Annotated in this window: 20 protein-coding genes; 16 read left to right on the top strand and 4 right to left on the bottom strand. The window is 31.6% G+C overall.

The window, feature by feature from the left end:
- The first annotated feature begins 38 nt into the window (after positions 1 to 38).
- Genes B5E87_RS00930 through B5E87_RS00910 form a run of 5 tightly spaced genes read left to right on the top strand, consistent with a single transcriptional unit; the run spans position 39 to position 3657 of the window.
- A complete protein-coding gene (locus tag B5E87_RS00930) occupies positions 39 to 881 on the top strand; it encodes a fumarate hydratase (RefSeq protein ID WP_087243026.1) in 843 nt (280 codons plus the stop codon).
- Positions 878 to 1447 (top strand): Fe-S-containing hydro-lyase, encoded by a 570-nt coding sequence (locus tag B5E87_RS00925; RefSeq protein ID WP_087243024.1) that lies wholly within the window; start codon positions 878 to 880, stop codon positions 1445 to 1447. Before B5E87_RS00930 ends, B5E87_RS00925 begins: the two co-directional genes overlap by 4 nt.
- Entirely contained in the window at positions 1434 to 2258 is an 825-nt protein-coding gene (locus B5E87_RS00920; RefSeq protein ID WP_087243022.1) for a MurR/RpiR family transcriptional regulator, read from the top strand. The genes B5E87_RS00925 and B5E87_RS00920 overlap by 14 nt, the downstream gene beginning before the upstream one ends.
- A gap of 8 nt (positions 2259 to 2266) precedes the next feature.
- Positions 2267 to 3283, top strand: a complete 1017-nt coding sequence (locus B5E87_RS00915) for a threonine aldolase family protein (protein ID WP_087243020.1) — start codon at positions 2267 to 2269, stop codon at positions 3281 to 3283.
- The gene (locus B5E87_RS00910; RefSeq protein WP_158095517.1) at positions 3283 to 3657 is read left to right on the top strand and encodes an HU family DNA-binding protein; all 375 of its coding nucleotides are present in this window, start codon (positions 3283 to 3285) and stop codon (positions 3655 to 3657) included. Before B5E87_RS00915 ends, B5E87_RS00910 begins: the two co-directional genes overlap by 1 nt.
- A gap of 45 nt (positions 3658 to 3702) precedes the next feature.
- Here B5E87_RS00910 and pduL read toward each other — a convergent pair whose 3' ends face one another.
- On the bottom strand, positions 3703 to 4269 hold the full coding sequence (gene pduL / locus B5E87_RS00905; RefSeq protein WP_087243016.1) for a phosphate propanoyltransferase: 567 nt from the start codon (positions 4267 to 4269) through the stop codon (positions 3703 to 3705).
- Positions 4270 to 4470: 201 nt separating this feature from the next.
- On the opposite strand from pduL, the gene cdaA reads away from it, so the two are divergent.
- The 7 genes from cdaA to B5E87_RS00870 all read left to right on the top strand — a co-directional run bounded on the left by cdaA (position 4471) and on the right by B5E87_RS00870 (position 13645).
- Complete coding sequence (gene cdaA / locus B5E87_RS00900; RefSeq protein ID WP_241147098.1) at positions 4471 to 5250, top strand: diadenylate cyclase CdaA; 780 nt, start codon at positions 4471 to 4473, stop codon at positions 5248 to 5250.
- Positions 5240 to 6637, top strand: a complete 1398-nt coding sequence (locus B5E87_RS00895; protein WP_087243012.1) for a CdaR family protein — start codon at positions 5240 to 5242, stop codon at positions 6635 to 6637. Before cdaA ends, B5E87_RS00895 begins: the two co-directional genes overlap by 11 nt.
- Before the next feature lie 4 nt (positions 6638 to 6641).
- Entirely contained in the window at positions 6642 to 7991 is a 1350-nt protein-coding gene (glmM, locus tag B5E87_RS00890; RefSeq protein WP_087243010.1) for a phosphoglucosamine mutase, read from the top strand.
- A gap of 81 nt (positions 7992 to 8072) precedes the next feature.
- Positions 8073 to 8729, top strand: coding sequence for a response regulator transcription factor (locus B5E87_RS00885; RefSeq protein ID WP_087243008.1), 657 nt, complete (start codon positions 8073 to 8075; stop codon positions 8727 to 8729).
- 1 nt (position 8730) lies between these two features.
- Positions 8731 to 10068: a HAMP domain-containing sensor histidine kinase gene (locus B5E87_RS00880; RefSeq protein WP_087243006.1), complete on the top strand. Its 1338-nt coding sequence runs from the start codon at positions 8731 to 8733 to the stop codon at positions 10066 to 10068.
- A 1023-nt stretch (positions 10069 to 11091) separates the two neighbouring features.
- Positions 11092 to 12531: a hypothetical protein gene (locus B5E87_RS00875; RefSeq protein ID WP_087243004.1), complete on the top strand. Its 1440-nt coding sequence runs from the start codon at positions 11092 to 11094 to the stop codon at positions 12529 to 12531.
- Between the two features lies 1 nt (position 12532).
- A complete protein-coding gene (locus B5E87_RS00870; protein ID WP_087243002.1) occupies positions 12533 to 13645 on the top strand; it encodes a hypothetical protein in 1113 nt (370 codons plus the stop codon).
- Positions 13646 to 14179: 534 nt separating this feature from the next.
- Here B5E87_RS00870 and B5E87_RS00865 read toward each other — a convergent pair.
- The 3 genes from B5E87_RS00865 to B5E87_RS00855 are packed head-to-tail and all read right to left on the bottom strand — an operon-like array spanning position 14180 to position 15924.
- Complete coding sequence (locus B5E87_RS00865) at positions 14180 to 15097, bottom strand: SPFH domain-containing protein (protein ID WP_087243000.1); 918 nt, start codon at positions 15095 to 15097, stop codon at positions 14180 to 14182.
- A complete protein-coding gene (locus tag B5E87_RS00860) occupies positions 15091 to 15540 on the bottom strand; it encodes an NfeD family protein (RefSeq protein WP_087242998.1) in 450 nt (149 codons plus the stop codon). Before B5E87_RS00860 ends, B5E87_RS00865 begins: the two co-directional genes overlap by 7 nt.
- An 18-nt stretch (positions 15541 to 15558) precedes the next feature.
- The gene (locus B5E87_RS00855) at positions 15559 to 15924 is read right to left on the bottom strand and encodes a hypothetical protein (RefSeq protein ID WP_087242996.1); all 366 of its coding nucleotides are present in this window, start codon (positions 15922 to 15924) and stop codon (positions 15559 to 15561) included.
- 130 nt (positions 15925 to 16054) lie between these two features.
- Between B5E87_RS00855 and B5E87_RS00850 the strand changes: the two genes are divergently transcribed.
- Genes B5E87_RS00850 through B5E87_RS00835 form a run of 4 tightly spaced genes read left to right on the top strand, consistent with a single transcriptional unit; the run spans position 16055 to position 18252 of the window.
- Positions 16055 to 16501: a hypothetical protein gene (locus B5E87_RS00850; protein ID WP_087242994.1), complete on the top strand. Its 447-nt coding sequence runs from the start codon at positions 16055 to 16057 to the stop codon at positions 16499 to 16501.
- Positions 16502 to 16933, top strand: a complete 432-nt coding sequence (locus tag B5E87_RS00845) for a YbbN family protein (protein WP_087242992.1) — start codon at positions 16502 to 16504, stop codon at positions 16931 to 16933. It abuts the gene before it with no gap.
- 6 nt (positions 16934 to 16939) lie between these two features.
- Positions 16940 to 17641 carry a purine-nucleoside phosphorylase gene (deoD, locus tag B5E87_RS00840; RefSeq protein WP_087242990.1) on the top strand — a complete coding sequence of 234 codons (702 nt, stop codon included), beginning with the start codon at positions 16940 to 16942 and terminating at the stop codon, positions 17639 to 17641.
- The gene (locus B5E87_RS00835) at positions 17641 to 18252 is read left to right on the top strand and encodes an HAD family hydrolase (protein WP_087242988.1); all 612 of its coding nucleotides are present in this window, start codon (positions 17641 to 17643) and stop codon (positions 18250 to 18252) included. Before deoD ends, B5E87_RS00835 begins: the two co-directional genes overlap by 1 nt.
- The last annotated feature ends 30 nt before the right edge of the window (positions 18253 to 18282 follow it).

The following is an 18282-nucleotide window of genomic DNA, read 5'->3' as shown; positions in this document are numbered from 1 at the left end:
AATTATATATAATAAACATAATAAAAGAAGGTGAAAACATGAGGGAAATAAAACAGGAAGATATTATACAGGCAGTCAAAACATTATGCATAGAGGCTAATTATCAATTGCCTCAAGATGTTCGAAATGCGATTGATCAGGCAAGTCAAATAGAAGATGGTCAATTGGCTAAACAGACATTATCTATTTTAAAAGAAAATGCAAAAATGGCTCAATCATTGTCAGTCCCTATCTGTCAGGATACAGGAATGGCTTGTTTATTTGTTGAAATAGGACAAGATGTTCATGTGCAGGGATCTTTACAGGAGGCTTTACAGGAAGGTGTTCGACAGGGATATCAGGAAGGATATTTAAGAAAAAGTGTTGTTGATGATCCTGTTTTTGATCGAATCAATACAAAAGATAACACACCTGCCTTGATTCACTATGAAATTGTGGAAGGTGACAAATTGAAAATCATTGTTGCTCCAAAAGGTTTTGGTAGTGAAAATATGAGTCAGGTCAAAATGCTCAAACCAAGTGATGGGATAGAAGGAATTAAAGATTTTGTTTTAAAAGTTGTTGAAGAAGCAGGACCTAATGCTTGTCCTCCTATGGTGATTGGAGTTGGTATTGGGGGTTCTTTTGATTATGTCACATATCTTGCGAAAAAAGCGATGCTCAGAGATATAGGAACACATCATAGTGATTTACGATATCAACAATTAGAAGAAGAATTATTAGAAAAAATTAATCAGTTAGGTATTGGACCAGCTGGCTATGGAGGGAAAACAACAGCTTTGTCATTGAATATTGAGACATATCCAACGCATATTGCAGGAATGCCAGTTGCTGTTTCTATCTGCTGTCATGTTGCCAGACATAAGGAGGTTATTTTATGATCAAACATATGACAACACCTTTGACGCAATCACAGGCTCTTGACTTGCAAGCTGGCGATCAGGTTTTATTATCAGGTGTTATTTATACTGCCAGAGATGCGGCACATAAACGCTTGTTGGCTTTAATAGAAAAGGGAGAAGAATTACCCTTTGATGTTAAAGATCAAATTATATATTATGTTGGACCAACTCCAGCAAAACCAGGACATGTTTTTGGCAGTGGGGGACCGACAACATCTGGACGCATGGATGCTTATGCGAAAGCACTTATGCAGCTAGGTTTGCGTGGAATGATTGGTAAAGGTTACCGTCAAGATCATGTCAAACAAGCTATAATGGACTATCAGAGTATTTATTTTGGAGCGATTGGAGGAGCAGGCGCTTATATTGGACAATGTATTCAATCTTGTGAAGTCATTGCTTTTGAGGATTTAGGTCCTGAAGCTATTCGTCGTTTAGTAGTCAAAGATTTACCTTTAACTGTTGTGATTGACTGCTATGGACATGATTTATATGAAATGGGTAGAAGTCAGTATTTAAAGGAGCATAGCCATGACAATTCATGATTATAATGAAGTTGATATTTTATATACTCTGATGTCTTATGTGAATGTCTCTTCACCTCAGGACATGTATTATGCGATTGCTCATACCATTTTAACTCATATAGATCAGATTCCAAGTATCAGCATTAATGATTTGGCAGACCTTTGTTATACCTCTCCAGCAACAATCTCACGTTTTTGTAAAGATATGAATTGTAAAAGCTTTGTGAATTTTAAAAACGAAATTGCTATCGCTTTAGAAATTGCACGCAATGAAATTCATTTATCAACTCAGGATGCTCAAAAAGTTTCGGAAGATCCTGATTATTTAAAAAAGAAAATGTATCATGAAGCAATGGATTCTTTGGCACTTGTTGAAAAATCTATTGATATGAAAGATATTGATCGTATTTGTGAAATGATATACCAGGCTAAAAAAGTACATATGTTGGGTTATCAGTTTAACAAGATTATATCTAATGATTTTCAAATGAAGATGCTAAAACATCGTAAATTTGTTTATGCGTTTGTTGAACGTGGTGATGAAATTCAAAGATTGGATATTATCGATAAAGATAGTCTGGTTATTATTATTACTGTTCGTGCCAGAGAACAGCTGATGAAAGCATTAATAGATAAAATTAAGGAACATCATCCAAAGATTTTATTATTAACAATGAATCAGACATATCAAAATGATGATATAGATTGGATTTATCGTATTGATGGTACTGAAAGTCAATACAGTGAATCTTCATTACAGGGAACAATGAATTTTTTAAGTTTATTGAATTTAATATATGTTCGATATGGATTGTTATATCGAGAATAGGAGAAAGTATGTATAGTTTTTTAAATGATTATAGTGAAGGAGCACATCCTCAAATTTTAGAAGCATTAAATCAGACAAATCTGATTCAGACTGTTGGTTATGGTAAAGATGAATATTGTCATCTGGCTCAAAAAGTCATTAAAGAACGTATTCATAATGAACAGGCTGATGTTCATTTTCTTGTTGGTGGAACACAAACAAATATGTTAATGATTTCATATGCTTTGAAACATTATCAGGCTGTTATTGCCTGTGATGAAGGACATATTCAGGTTCATGAAACGGGTGCTGTTGAAGGAGCAGGACATAAGATTTTAACACGTCCACATGTCCATGGTAAAGTGACATGTCAAATGATTGAAGACATTTGTCAGCAACATACAGACGAACATATGGTTCAACCTCGTATGGTTTATATTTCTCAAACAACAGAATTAGGAACTTATTATACGCGTGATGAATTAAAAGCACTTTATGAAGTCACAAGAAAATATGATTTATATCTATTCTTAGATGGAGCAAGACTTGGAAGTGCTCTGGTTTTACAAGATGCTCCAACACTTGAAGAAATTGCACAATATGTTGATGCCTTTTATATCGGTGGAACAAAAATGGGTGCTTTGTTTGGGGAAGCTCTCGTTATTATTCATGATGATTTAAAACCTCAATTTCGTTATCATATGAAAAATAAAGGGGCTATGTTAGCAAAAGGACGATTGTTGGGCATTCAATTTTATGAATTGTTTAAAGATCATTTATATGAAGATATTGGTCTTCATGAAAATCGAATGGCTGATATGATACGTCAGGCATTGATTAAAAAAGGAATTCCACTTTATGAGCCTTCTGCCACTAATCAGATTTTTGTGGATTTACCACAAAATGCTTTAGAGGCTATTGAAAAAGAGTTTATGGTGACGCATATGGGAGCTATTCCTGGTGGTGAGCGCGTACGTATTGTCACTTCATGGGCAACTTCTCAAGAAGCTGTATTATCGTTTGTTTCGCTTATTGAAAATCTTTAATGGAAGATAGACGATTGCACTGTACAAGACATGAGACTTGTATTATAATAAGCTCTAGGGAATACCCTAATATACATAGAAATGGAGATTATAGTATGAATAAAAATGAATTATTAGAAAAAGTTTCTTTAACATCAGGTTTAACAAAAAAAGAATCTGAAGCTGCAATTAATGCTTTTTTAGAAACTTTAACTGATGTATTAAAAGCAGGAGATAAGATTTCTTTAAAAGGTTTTGGAACTTTTGAAGTTCGTACAAGAGAAGCTAGAATGGGACGTAACCCAAGAACTGGTGAAACAATGGAAATCGCTGCTAGTAAAGTTCCTGCATTTAAAGCAAGTTCAGCTTTAAAGAATGTTGTTAATGAAAAATAAAGTATGAAAAAACCTACAGATTTTGATCTGCAGGTTTTCTTTTTTTTATTTAATAATTGTTCCTTCACAAGGTGCACCAGCAGCATTTGATTCATCAGTATCAATATGCATAGCAAGAGCATAACTATCACTTACACGGCAGACAACATCACCAAAAACAAGTGAACGGTCAGCTGATTTCACTTCAACACTGACAACATCTTTATCTTGTACTCCAAATTCTTGGGCATCAGCAGGTGTCATATGAATGTGACGTTTTGCAGCAATAACACCACAAGAAATTTCAACTTCACCAGCAGGACCAACCAATTTGCATCCAGCAGTTCCTTCGATATCTCCAGATTCTCTAATTAATGCTTTGATTCCTAATGATCTAGCATCTGTTAAAGAGACTTCAACTTGAGTTTGAGCACGTGTAGGTCCTAAAATAGACATTTTTGTTTCGCCTTTTGGACCAATAACAGTGACTTTTTCCTGACAGGCAAATTGTCCAGGTTGTGATAAATCTTTTTTGTTTGTTAAAACATATCCTTTACCAAATAAAGTTTCTAAATCTGCTTGTGATAAATGTACATGTCTAGCAGAAGTTTCGACTAAAATTGTTTTTCCCATAAAATATCCTCCTATAACATACTTATCTTACAACTTTTTTGTGTGTTTGCAAAGGAATTTGTTTCTTTTTGATAAAAAATATGAAGTTCACAAAATGAAGATATAGATTTTCAGGAAATGAAAAAGGTAACGTTTTACTTTTGATGGAAAACTGATATAATAAAAAGGAAATGTAGGTGATAAAGATTGAATCTTAGTGTTGTGATAAATTTTATAAGATCAGCGATAGATTTGATTGCAGTATGGTTTATTTTATATTACTTAATTTCAATGTTTAAGACAAATATGAAAACCATGCAATTATTTAAAGGTGTTCTTTTTATTTTGATTGTCAAAGTATTAACAAGTTTGCTTGGATTAACGACACTTAATTATCTTGTTGATAGTATTATTAATTGGGGTGTATTAGCCATTATTATTATTTTTCAGCCAGAAATTAGAACTCTGCTGGAAAAGATGGGACAAACCAAATTAGAAGTTAAAAAAGAAATAAGTAATGATGAAAAGGAAAGACTGATGGATGAATTGGTAGATGCGATTTCGACTCTTGCAAAAGAGCAGACAGGAGCATTAATTACTTTTGAAAGAGGTCAATCCATGATTGATTATATCAATACAGGAACAAAGATCAATGCCGATATACGTAGTGAACTTTTTTTGACTATTTTCTGGGAAGGGACACCGCTTCATGATGGGGCAACAATTATTCAGGGGGATCGTGTAGCCTGTGCGGCAGCATTTTATCCACCGACAAATAAGGAACTCAGTCCTAAATATGGAGCACGTCATAGAGCAGCGATTGGAATTAGTGAAATTACTGATTCATTAACAGTTGTTGTCAGTGAAGAAACAGGAACCATTTCTTTTGCAACGAATGGTGAATTAAGAAAGATTCCTATTAAGGAATTAAGGGCATCATTAGTGAATGAATTGCAATGGTTTAAATCTAGTGATGAAGGAGGTCAAGCTCATGAGTCCTAGAAATCAAAAAAATAACAGACCTTTAAAAGATACAACAACTGACTTTTTCTTGAAAATTATTGAAAAAGAAAAAGACCAGACAAATAAAGATATATCTAGTAAAGAAAGTGTTAATGAAAAAAAAGTGAAAGCTATTGATACGGGGGCACGCTTTTATAACTATATGAATCAGCTTTTAGATAAAATATTATCAAGTAAGGTCTCGATTACAATTTTATCTTTTGTCATGGCTGCAGTTTTATTTTATAGTGTATCAGGAAAAGATATTCTCACAAGTCCAACTTCAGGAGCAACATTAGAAAATGTTCCTGTTTATGTAGAAAATCTTAATGATTCTTTGGAAGCATCAGGCATACCTGAAAGTGTATCAGTTGTTTTGGTTGGACCATCGCTAGATATATATAAAACAAATTTTTCTAAAGATTATCAGGTTTATCTAGATTTGCAGGATTTAGATGAAGGAGATTATGTTTTGAATTTAAGAACACGTAATTTCCCTGAATCGTTACAGGTTGTATCTATTCCTAGTTCAATTAAGGTGACGCTTGCTAAAAAAGTAACGCGTACATTTGATTTAGGATATCGTTTTATTAATGAAGATCAACTGGATAGTAAATATTCGGTCAGTGTGAATCAAATGGATTTAGATACCGTGGAGTTACGAGCAAGTGAAGAAACTTTATCTAGAGTCGAAACGGTTGAGGCTTGCATTGATGTATCTGATAAGACTGAAGATTTTGAACAAAATGCAAGAATTAGAGCTTATGACAGTAATGGTGAAGAATTAAATGTAGAAATGAGTCCTGAATCTGTCCATGTTACATGTCAGGTATCATCTTATAGTAAGACAGTTCCTATTCATGTTAATCTTGTAGGGAACCTGCCAACGGGATATCAGGTATCTCAGTATACACTGTCACAAAGTGAAGTTACAATTTTTGGATTAGAAGAACAATTAAATGAAATTCAACAAGTTGAAGTTGATGTTGATATCACAGATTTAAAATCAAGTACAACAATGACGAATCTTGCATTGAAAAAGATAGCAGGTATTAATAAATTTTCACAGGATGCAATTGATGTCAGTGTGGAAATCGAAAAAGTCATTACAAAAAAATTCGATAACATTCCTATTAAGGTGTTGAATAATTCGCGTGATTATAAGGTTTCGTTTGCTGGTCAAGGACAGAATGCTTCAGTATCAGTGACGGGAACCGAGGATAAAATCAATACTTTAAAAGTTGACAATATTCAAGCAACAATTGATATTGATGGTTTGGATGTTGGAACACATCAGGTGAATGTTAAAATAGCTGGTGATGATGAAACATTAACAATGAAATTATTATCATCATCTAAGGTTACAATTAATATAGAAAGGAATTAGAAAAATGGGAAAGTATTTTGGAACAGATGGATTTAGAGGAGAAGCAAATATAGATTTGACAGTAGAACATGCCTATCAGGTAGGAAGATATTTAGGATGGTATTTTTCACGTTCTCATCGAGCAAGAATTGTGATTGGAAAGGATACAAGAAGAAGTTCTTATATGTTTGAATATGCTCTTGTTGCTGGATTAACTGCAAGTGGAGCTGATGCATATTTATTACATGTGACAACAACACCTTCTGTTTCTTATGTAGTAAGAAGCGAAGAGTTTGATTGTGGAATCATGATTTCTGCTTCACACAATCCTTATTATGATAATGGTATTAAAATTATCAATGGAAAAGGACATAAATTAGAAGCAACAATAGAAAACCTCATCGAGCAATATATTGATGGTTTAGCAGATCCTATTCCATTTGCTACAAAAGATAAGATTGGACGTACAATTGATTATTCAATGGGAAGAAATCGTTACATTGGATATTTAATGAGTATTCCAACACGTGCTTTTAAAGATATCAAAGTTGGTCTTGATTGTGCCAATGGTTCATCAAGTGCCATAGCAAAAAGTGTTTTTGATGCTTTAGGTGCTCAAACACATGTGATTAACAATCAGCCTGATGGCTTGAATATCAATACAAATTGTGGTTCTACACATATTGAAGTTTTACAGAAATATGTGGTTGAAAATGGCTTGGATGTTGGTTTTGCCTATGATGGTGATGCGGATCGCTGTATTGCAGTAGATGAATTTGGACGTGTAGTCAATGGTGATTTGATATTATATGTTTGTGGTTTAGAAATGAAACAAAAAGGTGAACTTTTAAATAACACCATTGTTACAACAGTGATGAGTAATTTTGGATTATATAAATCATTGGATAAGGCTGGTATTCAATATGAAAAAACAGCTGTAGGTGATAAATATGTTTATGAAAATATGGTGAAAAATGGACATTGTATTGGTGGAGAACAGTCTGGTCATATTATTTTCTCTAAACATGCAACAACAGGTGATGGTATTTTAACATCATTGAAAATCATGGAAACAATGGTTGAAAATAAGAAAACATTAGCTCAATTAACTGAACAGGTTGAAATTTATCCTCAATTATTAATTAATGTAAGAGTGAGTGATAAAGCTTTAGCTCAAAATGATCCTGATGTTCAAAAAGCAGTCAAAGAAGTTGAAGAAGCATTAGGTGATGAAGGAAGAATTTTAGTACGTGAAAGTGGAACTGAGCCAGTTGTAAGAGTCATGGTAGAAGCACAAAGTGATGAAATCTGTCATGAATATGTCTTGAAAGTTGTTAATACAATCAAAGCAAAAGGGTATGCTGTAGAAAAATAATATAATTTCACATATTATCACAAAATATTGCCATTTTATATGGCAATATTTTGTATATAATAAATGGAAGAGGTGAGGAATGTGAAATACCGTATTAATATCATAGATGATGAAAAAAATTTAAATGATCTTGTCAGAACTTATTTAGAAAAAGAAGGATATATTGTTTATTCTTTTTATACATATGAAGAAGCTTTTTTACATAAAGATGATGATGTCCATTTATGGATTGTAGATATTATGTTAGATAAAAATAGTGGTTTTGATTTACTGAATGAAATCAAAGCTTGTAAGCCTGATATGCCTATTGTTTTTATGAGTGCCAGAGATCAGGAATTTGATCGTATTATTGGATTGGAAAAAGGCTGCGATGAATATATAACTAAGCCTTTTAATATTAAAGAATTGATTTTAAGAATACATAATGTCTTAAAACGTGTTTATAAGGATGATCCAGCCTTGATTAATATTGATGGATATGCCATTGATGAAGAAAAAAGAAAGGTTTTATTTCAAAATACTGAAATTGAATTAACGACAAAAGAATATGAATTATTACTTTATTTTATTAAAAATAAAGGATTGGCTATTTCACGTGATCAGGTTTTATCTAAAGTTTGGGATGAAAACTATTTTGGTAGTGACCGAGTTGTAGATGATACATTGCGTCGTTTAAGAAAAAAGATGCCTGATTTAAATATTAAGACGATTTATGGATTTGGATATAGATTAGATTAATATGGAAAAAATAAAATCAAAATTATCTTTTTTAAAAAAATTATCGTTGGTTCAACAATTGATTGTTGTTTTATGTTTTGTTGGATTATTATTGGTTGCTGTATTAATGCCTATTGTTGATTATAATGTGACTTCAATTGTTGATAAGCAGATGTATGAACGTTTAACAATTTCTCAGTATTCTATCATATATAATAATATTATGCCCTATAAACAGGAAAAAGAGGTCTATCATATTATTTATGAAACGTCCAATAATTCTTTTGTTCAATCAAATATAGGGAGTGTTCAGGTTGTTTATGATTTATACTCTTATCTCTTTAAAGATGATTTAGCTAAAATTGTCAATACAGATCAGGAAGTTTTAAAGAATAAAGGAGAGTATGATGAAAGAACATACTATTATATGATTACGAAAATCAATAATACTTCAAAATATTTGATTTCACTTGTGGATAGTGAATACTCTGTTTCCTTGATTACTTCATTACGTAATCAGATTATTTATATTCAATATGGTTTCTTTATTATTTTTGCATTAGTGATGATTCTATGGGTTTTAACATTAATCAATCCTTTGAAAAAGATAAAAAATTATATTGATAATATTAAAGATAGAAAAGATAGTGATTTGATTATGAATCGTGAAGATGAGATTGGAATTGTTTCTAAGGCTTTGGTCGAAATGAAAGAAGATCTAGATAAACAGGAGAGTATTAAAGAAGAAATGATTCATAATATTTCTCATGATTTAAAAACGCCTATTGCTCTTATTCAAACTTATGCACAAAGTATTAAAGATGATGTCTATCCTTATGGAGATAAAGACAGTTCTATTGATATTATTTTGGAAAATGCTGATCGTTTAGAACATAAAGTCAAATCATTTTTATATTTAAATCGTTTGGATTATTTGCAGGGTGAAGATAATGAAATAGGATCTTTTGCTATTCAAGATTTAATTGAAAAAATTGTTTTGCAGATGGATTTCATGAAGCCAGATTTACATTTAGAAACAGAATTAGAAGATGTTCAATTTGATGGTGATGAGGAACATTGGCGAGTAGCTATAGAAAATATTATTGAAAATGCTTCACGCTATGCAAAATCTGTTATTAAAATTACGCTTAAGGAAGATTATCTGGAAATATATAATGATGGTGAAAATATTGATGAAGCCACTTTACCATATTTGTTCGATCCATATGTTAAAGGAGTGAAAGGGCAATTTGGTTTAGGACTTTCTATTGTTAGTAAGATTGCTTCTATGTTCCAATATTCTGTGACTGCAAAGAATCATGATGTTGGTGTAAGTTTTATCTTTCAAAAGAAAAAATAAAGGATATTGGTTTAGATATAATCTATAAGAACTCTATTCAATAAAATGATATTTTTTCATTGTTAATTTAGTTGTGTCATAAAATAACAATGTAAAGTACGAGAAAAGGGTCCTTTAAATAATTGAGGGCTCTAACCTAAAAAGCTTTAAATTAATAGTGGGGTATTTTGACCCCACTTTCATTTTAGAGCTGGACGAACAATATTTGATTGATGACTATCTGTCATCTTTTTTTCATGCTCGGTTGCAGTATATTTTTATATAAATTTTGCGAATAGATGAACTTATTTCTAGCTCTTGCAATGTTTTTCATTCCATTTGCATGACTGGTTGATCTTCTTGATATAGTTATTTTTTTCTTAATAGCTCTGTTAGATAGTCTTCTCTTTCGTAATATTGTTTGCAAACAAATTATAACAGGAGATTCTCATTTTATAAAAAACAACCCCAATTTAAATTTAAAGCAAGAAAAGACAAACCCCATTAAAAATTTAAAGGCCAGAGTCTGCTCCGCAAATATTTAATATACCGAGAAAAATCATATGGCTAGTATCGTACTTTTTTATATCAATGTTGAAATTATGGCTTTTTTAAACGTATATTGGTTTACAGATTGAACTTTGATAATTCTTATGTTGATTTTCATTTCTTGAGCGATAGTATTGTTTTCATTAATATTATTGCGTATGACTGTTCAAAATTTAATAGTAATCTTAAAATTGATCAAAGGTAGTTATAAAATATAAAGAGCTTGATTGATTTTTGTTAATAAGCAAGAGATATTTTGTTGTTGATAGTATAATTCTTGTTTTATAGTGACCAAAAATTATTTTTCTCTACTCTAATATAGAAGTATTATTCTTAAAAAATGCTTGAATTTGATAAATTCATGGATGTGTATTGAAAAGAGTAAGTATATCATGTACAATTTTAAGTGTTTATAAAATTGGTGTTTTATAAGATGATTAATATATACTAAGATGTATGATTTATAAAATAGTTATTTGTAAGTGAGGAGAAAAAATGAATGATATGATAACAGGAAATAATATATTTCTTGATTTGAATATTGATGATAATAAATTTGATTTTTTTACATCTATTATTGATGCTTTAGCACAAGCAGAGACAGAACTTCTTGTTTTGAATGAATCAGTCAATTCGATTAAAAATTTAAAACAACAGTGCGATAAGTTAGATTATATTTTAGCTGCTAGTTCAGGGGCATTATGTGGCATTGTTGATATATTCTTAGTTGGTAAACCTGAAGAGTCGTTTTTGGGAGATATCACTGATAAGTGGTTTTCAGCTAGGACAATGGATTTTGCAAAACTTTGTCATCCAGATAAAAAGAGTTTTGATAATCTTGAATCTGCTTTGAGATTCTTAGAAAAAAATTTCAAAGTGCCATATGATCAGACAGGGCTTGGTGATACAGGACGAGCTGTTTTTGATTTAAATGCTAAAAATCATCATTTCAAATCTCTTGCACATAATCCAAGTTTACTGGGACTATTTTTTTCAATACTGAATCAATTCACAAATACTTCTCACTTTGTTACGGATGGTCATCTTGTTTCTTTGCAACAAGCAGACGAAAAGTGGGAATTACAAGGAAAAAACCTCCCAAGTAAATTATTTTGTGGTTTTGTAAACTGGTTTGGGCATCTTGTTTCTGATGTTGCTGGCTCTCAATCTAGCGCAAGGAAAGTCAATCGGGGAATGGGTATTCCATCTCCGTTTTGGATATGGACTAATGATATTCTTGCGATAAAAGCAAAGTTGGGATTAAATATAACTGAAACAGACAAAAGTATGAATGAATTAGCCTTAAAAATATTTGAACAAGGTTATGATGTTCGATTTCAAACTACACAAGCTATTCCTGTGTTTTTAAATGAAATGATTGTCCGCTTTATCTATTCAGTTAGACGTTTATTTAAATATTTTTCTGAAACATCAAGATCGGATCAATCTTTTAAGCTCATGTGGGAAAAATGTGAACCATTTTCAAACCCTAGTGTAAAGAGAATGTTGACGGTTGCGCATGGAACTTTTTGCTTGATTGATGTGGGAGATGCTGTTGGAAAAGCTTTTGTAAGTGGTAAAGGAACTTTTAACGCTGTTGAATTTGTTTTGCGACTTAATATTGTAGGCGTTGGACGATTTGCAATATCCCTATATGGAGAAACAAAAAGAGCAATTTCTTATAGTCATGCAAAGAATGAAGTTGATTTTGCGGTAAAAGAAATTATTATTAGAAATTATATAGAAGGTCTTAAAGTTCTGTCCATAAAATATGATGATACTCGTCTTTTGACGTTTGTTGATGATTTTCAAAAAAGTAATGCTTATAAAGATGCTTTTGGAAAATCTATAGCTTTAGCAGAACTGCGAAATGTTTCCGCAAATAAAATACTAAGAAATAAGTTAGATATTGATAAATATTTTGGAGGGAAATAATATGGCAAAAGAGTTGTCAAAACTTCAAATAGCACAGCAGGAAGCAGAGGTTGTTGCTCAAAAAACTAATCAAAAAATAAATGAATTAGGTCAATATACAAATGATTTATATGCTTCTTTGAATACGATACAATCACTATTTGACCTTATTCGAAATGTACCTGAAAAAAATAAGTTAAAATATGAAAAGCTTAAAGCTATTAGAGTAAGTTGGAAGCAACAAGCGGAAAAAATCGAAATGGAATATAAGAAAGCCGAAATGAAAACCGCAGGACAAGGTGTCGCAGGAGTTGGTGCAGGGATTGCGGTTGCAGCTCTTGGACCTACGGCAGCTATGGGTGTTGCGACAACATTTGGTGTAGCGTCTACAGGGACTGCTATATCAGCTCTAAGTGGGGCGGCAGCTACTAGTGCGGCTTTAGCATGGTTAGGCGGAGGTGCTTTGGCAGCCGGTGGAGGAGGAATGGCAGCAGGTAGTGCGTTTTTAGCACTTGCAGGACCTGTTGGCTGGACAATTGCGGGGGTTTCGGCTCTTGCAAGTGGACTTCTATTTTTTAAGAGTAAAAGTGATAAGGAAAGATTAGAGAATATCTATACACTTATTAGTGAGAGGGATATAAAATCATATGAACTTGCGATTGTAGAAATAAATGAGCGTATTAAAAGAATCATAGACGAAACGAGTAAGTTAGAAAATGCCATTGCTAGAATAGAAAGTTTTGGTACTGACTATAGTATAATGTCTGAGAATCAACAGTATGAACTTGGAACGTATGTTAACATCATGGAGGCATCTACTATGTTGCTTGTTAATCCAATTTTAGGTCTTCAACCTAAATATACTGAGGAAGATTTTGAAAAACTATGCTCATCCGAAGAGCATATAATTAATCATTATTATTTCATAGGTCATAAAAATTTGATTATTTCTATGGCAAATTTGCTTTATAAAATTAAACTTGATAATAAGGATAAAAAGTTACTTACTAAATCATTAAAGAAGAATAAAGAATTTCTGTCATCGATGGGAATGTCTAAAAAAGAATTTGATATTAATGATATTATGATGATTGAAAGTGCCTTGAATCATAGTTATAAATCACGTACATATTAAATTGATTTCATGCCAATAATGGAGCAAAAATAGTAACAGATGCTTAGTGATGAGCTAATGTTATTATTTTTTTTATTTATAGAAAATAATAAATTATGAAACATAATTGGAATATATGTTGATATATCATTATGTTCTTCATGAAAAGTTAATTGTCAAAGGCATAACGTATAAATCGCTCCTGTTATACAATGGAGGAATCAAGAAAATTATTGAGATGTTTGATTTTTTTATATCATATCTGTATTTAGCTTGTAATCTATAATGAATTCTATATTCTATTATAAATAATAAATTTTTTATCAATGTGACCATATCTAATATAAGGAGTACCCAATTTAATTATAAAAATTGGATAATTCAATCCTATATATGAACATTTAAATTTATATTCTACTTTATAAGTGATAAGAGATAAAATTTGGTTTTTAATTAAAAATTTAAAGAGAATTATGAATTATATTTATTTATATATGGAAAAGGGAAAATTAAGATTAATCTTAGATTTTCCCTTTCAATTTTATTATAAAGCTGTTATATTTTATTTTTTGGATCTTTAACTATTTCAGCAATAGATGTTACAGCACCAGCCATACCTTGTAAATCAGTTGGAATAATGATTTTTGTTGATTCTCCTTTAGCAAGGTTTTCTAATGCTTTAAATCCTTCTAATGTAATATAAGCTTGTTGAGGTTGAGAACTATTGATATATTCGATACCTTTAGCTTGAGCTTCATAAACAAGTCTTAATGCTTCAGCTTCACCTTCAGCACGAGCAATCTGTGCTTCTTTTTCTGCAGTGGCTTCAAGAATCATAGATTCTTTTTTACCTTCAGCAGTTAAAATAGCAGCAGTTTTTTTACCTTCAGCCTGTAAGATGGCTTCACGTCTTTCACGTTCTGCACGCATTTGTTTTTCCATAGCTTCTTGAATATCACGTGGAGGAATAATGTTTTTAACTTCAACACGATGAATTTTAATTCCCCAAGGATCTGTAGCTTCATCAAGAATAGAACGCATTCTTGAGTTGATAATATCTCTAGATGTTAATGTTTCGTCAAGTTCAAGATCACCAATAATATTACGAAGTGTTGTGGCAGTTAAGGTTTCAATAGCATTCAATGGTCTGACAACACCATAAGTAAATAATTTTGGATCTGTGATTTGAAAATAAACAACAGTGTCAATTTGCATTGTGACATTATCTTTTGTAATCACAGGTTGAGGAGCAAAATCTAATACTTGTTCTTTTAAAGAAACTTTATTTGCGATTCTGTCAAGCAAAGGAATCATAATATGCAACCCAACTGTACATGTACGATTATAAGCTCCGATTCTTTCTACAACATATGCATAAGATTGAGGAATAATACGAATTGTTTTTGCGATAATGACAACAACTAATACAACTAATAAAATAATCCATAAATATCTAAAGATTCCATCTAACATGAAGTATCATCTCCTTTGTTTATTTTTTTTACGACAACATGTGAACCTTCAATTGAAATAACTTCAGCATAATCGCCAATTTGAATTGTTTCATTATTAAGGCTTGTTGCTGACCATAAGTTTCCCATGACTTTGACTTCACCTTTTTGATCAGCAGTAATTGTTTCAGTAACTAAACAATGTTTTCCAATCATACGATCAAGGTTTGTTTTGACAGTATTTCCACGTAAGTATTTTTTAGCCAGTGGTCTTGAGGCAACAATACAGACAATGGAAACAATCGCAAAAATAACAATTTGCAAAACTTCTCCAACACCAAAGAAATGACAGATTAATGCAGCGATGGCTCCAATCCCAAACCAGATACTGACCAAGTCAATTGTAATGGCTTCGACAATGACCGCAATGACAAGAATAATAGTCCATACAAGAGTAATTGACATAATCATTTCCCCTTTCTCTTATAGTTGAACAATCATAATAGAATGAACAATATCATATGTAGCCTTGTACTTATAACATTGCTGTTTTGAAAAATCTAGATCAAATTCCACACTGAGGTCTAATACAAATGATTTGTTAGAAATTCTTCCATAGCTTTTTCCTAGTGAAATACGATGTAATTGACTCTTTGGGTAAATATTTTCATCTATTTCCTGTTTGGTAACAGGTTTGATTCCAATTTGTCTAGCGGTTCTATCTATCCCTAAAAGAACATAATTCACGTCTTCAAAATGAACACAGGCTGCTTTGTTTAAAGTTAAATTTGTTTCATAAATGGTAACAGTCATTGTGGCTATATCATTTGTTGACCATTCAAAGTTCATTTATATCCTCCTCCTTAAATATATTATATTATTAAAATTATTTTTTCGCAACAAAATTAAAAAAGATTTTAAATGTGTGAGTATACAATTTGGATAAGATAGTTTATAATACATGTAAAAGGAGAAAAGAATGAAAAAGAAAATATTATTTATATTATCAATGATGTTATTAATGGGGTGTCAATCAAGTCAACAACCCATCAATAAAATAACATTAATTCAACCAGCGACATTGCTCTATTTTTATATTGAAACATGTTCAGAATGTCAATCTTTCCAGGATGATGCTATTCCATATTTACAAGAAACATTTGGAGATTCATTAACAATTCAACAATATGATCTTGATGATGAAGCGACACAGGCTGTTTATGAAGATGTCATTACACAGCTTGATCAGTTTGACCAATCGCTTTATGGTATGGGGCCAATGTATGCCTTAGATGGTTATTTTGCGAAAGTTGGCTATACTTCTGGTGATGAAGAATATTTAGTCAAAGATATTGATAACGCTATAAATGATAAAGCGTTAAGTGATGAATTAAGTGGACTACGTTTTCTTTATCAACAAGAATAATTGAAAAAGTTATTTCTTGTTTTATTGCTTTTTTTGAGTGGTTGTCAAAATCGACCACAATATTATTTATATGTTTATTATGCGAAAACATGTCCACATTGTCGTTCGTTTATTCAAGTTGTCATTCCTGAACTGGAAGAAGAATATGGTAGCCAAATGGATATTATCCAGCTGGATATTGATGAGGAATCATCAATTGAATCTTATGCGAAGACCTGTCATTTATTAGAAGATTATGTTGTGAATGATAACTCGGGTAGTGTGCCTTTTATTGTATTAGATGGTTATTTTGCATGGGTAGGTTATCAGATGGGCGAAGATCAGGAATTTTTAGAAATGGTTCGTCAGGCTATTGCTGGAGAAGAATTATCAGTTGATAATCATGAAATATATTTTTTTAAAGAAGGTCAGACATTTCACGAAGGAGGATGATGAAAAATGTCAACACCACATAACCAAGCACAAAAAGGAGAAATTGCGAAAACTGTTTTAATGCCAGGAGATCCGTTGCGCGCTAAATTTTTGGCAGAACATTATTTAGAAGATGTACATCAATTTAATGCTGTAAGAAATATGTTTGGATATACAGGATTTTATCATGGTAAAAAAGTTTCTATTATGGGTTCTGGAATGGGACAACCATCTATAGGAATATATTCACATGAATTGTTTACGCAATATGATGTAGAAGCTATTATTCGTATTGGATCTTGCGGTTCTTTACAAAAAGATGTTCATTTAAGAGATATTATTATTGTACAAGGGTCTTGTACAGATAGTAATTTTGCTCATCAGTTTGAATTGCCAGGTACTTATTCTGCGATTAGTTCATATGATTTATTAGAAAAAGCTGTAGAACAGGCCAAATTGAAAAGTGCCAGCTATCATGTTGGAAATGTCATTGCATCTGATATTTTTTATCATGCTGATCAGGATTCAGGGAAAAAATGGGCATCTATGGGCTGCTTAGGTGTCGAAATGGAATCTTATGCTTTATTTGCAACAGCGGCTTATCTTGGTAAAAAAGCATTGACATTACTTACTGTTTCTGACTCTTTAGTGACTCAGGAAGAAACAACTGCTCAAGAAAGAGAACAGACATTTACGACAATGATGGAAATAGCTTTGGAGATTGCTTAATGTTAAAGAAAGTTGCTTTATATGATTTTGATAATACAATTGCTTCAGGAGATACAATCGTTCGTTTATTGAAATATGATTTAAAGAAGCATCCTGTACATTTTTTCTATTTTTTTAAGGTCGCATTTTATTACTTTTTATATTTATTACATATCAGTAGTTTTGAAAAAGCCAAATCTGCTTTATTGTTTCCACTTGATCATATGAATAATTCACAATTAAAAACATTTTATGAAAATGAAGTTGTTCCAAGCTATTATCCGCATATGATCGAACAAATGGAAAAAGAGCATCAACAAGGCTATATTGTGATTGTCTGTACAGCTTCTTGTGAAGTTTATATGAAATATCATCAGTTACCTGCTGATTATTTAATAGGAACTCGAACACTCACAAAAAATGGTCAACCAACAAGCACAGTTATTGGTAAAAATTGTAAAGGTGAAGGAAAAGTGCCACGTATTCTTGAATGTTTAAAATCACAGAATATTGAAATTGATTTTGAAAACTCTATTGGTTATTCTGATTCTACTTCAGATTTACCTATGTTGGCTCTTGTTAAAAATAGAAAAAGAATTGCTTTAAAGACTGGTCAAATAAGTGATTTTTAAAGAAATCATCATATAAAAAAAGACAGAACG

The organism is Massilimicrobiota sp. An142 (assembly GCF_002160725.1).
GTDB classification, from domain to species: domain Bacteria; phylum Bacillota_I; class Bacilli_A; order Erysipelotrichales; family Coprobacillaceae; genus Allocoprobacillus; species Allocoprobacillus merdigallinarum.
This window is presented reverse-complemented; position numbering and strand designations above follow the sequence as displayed.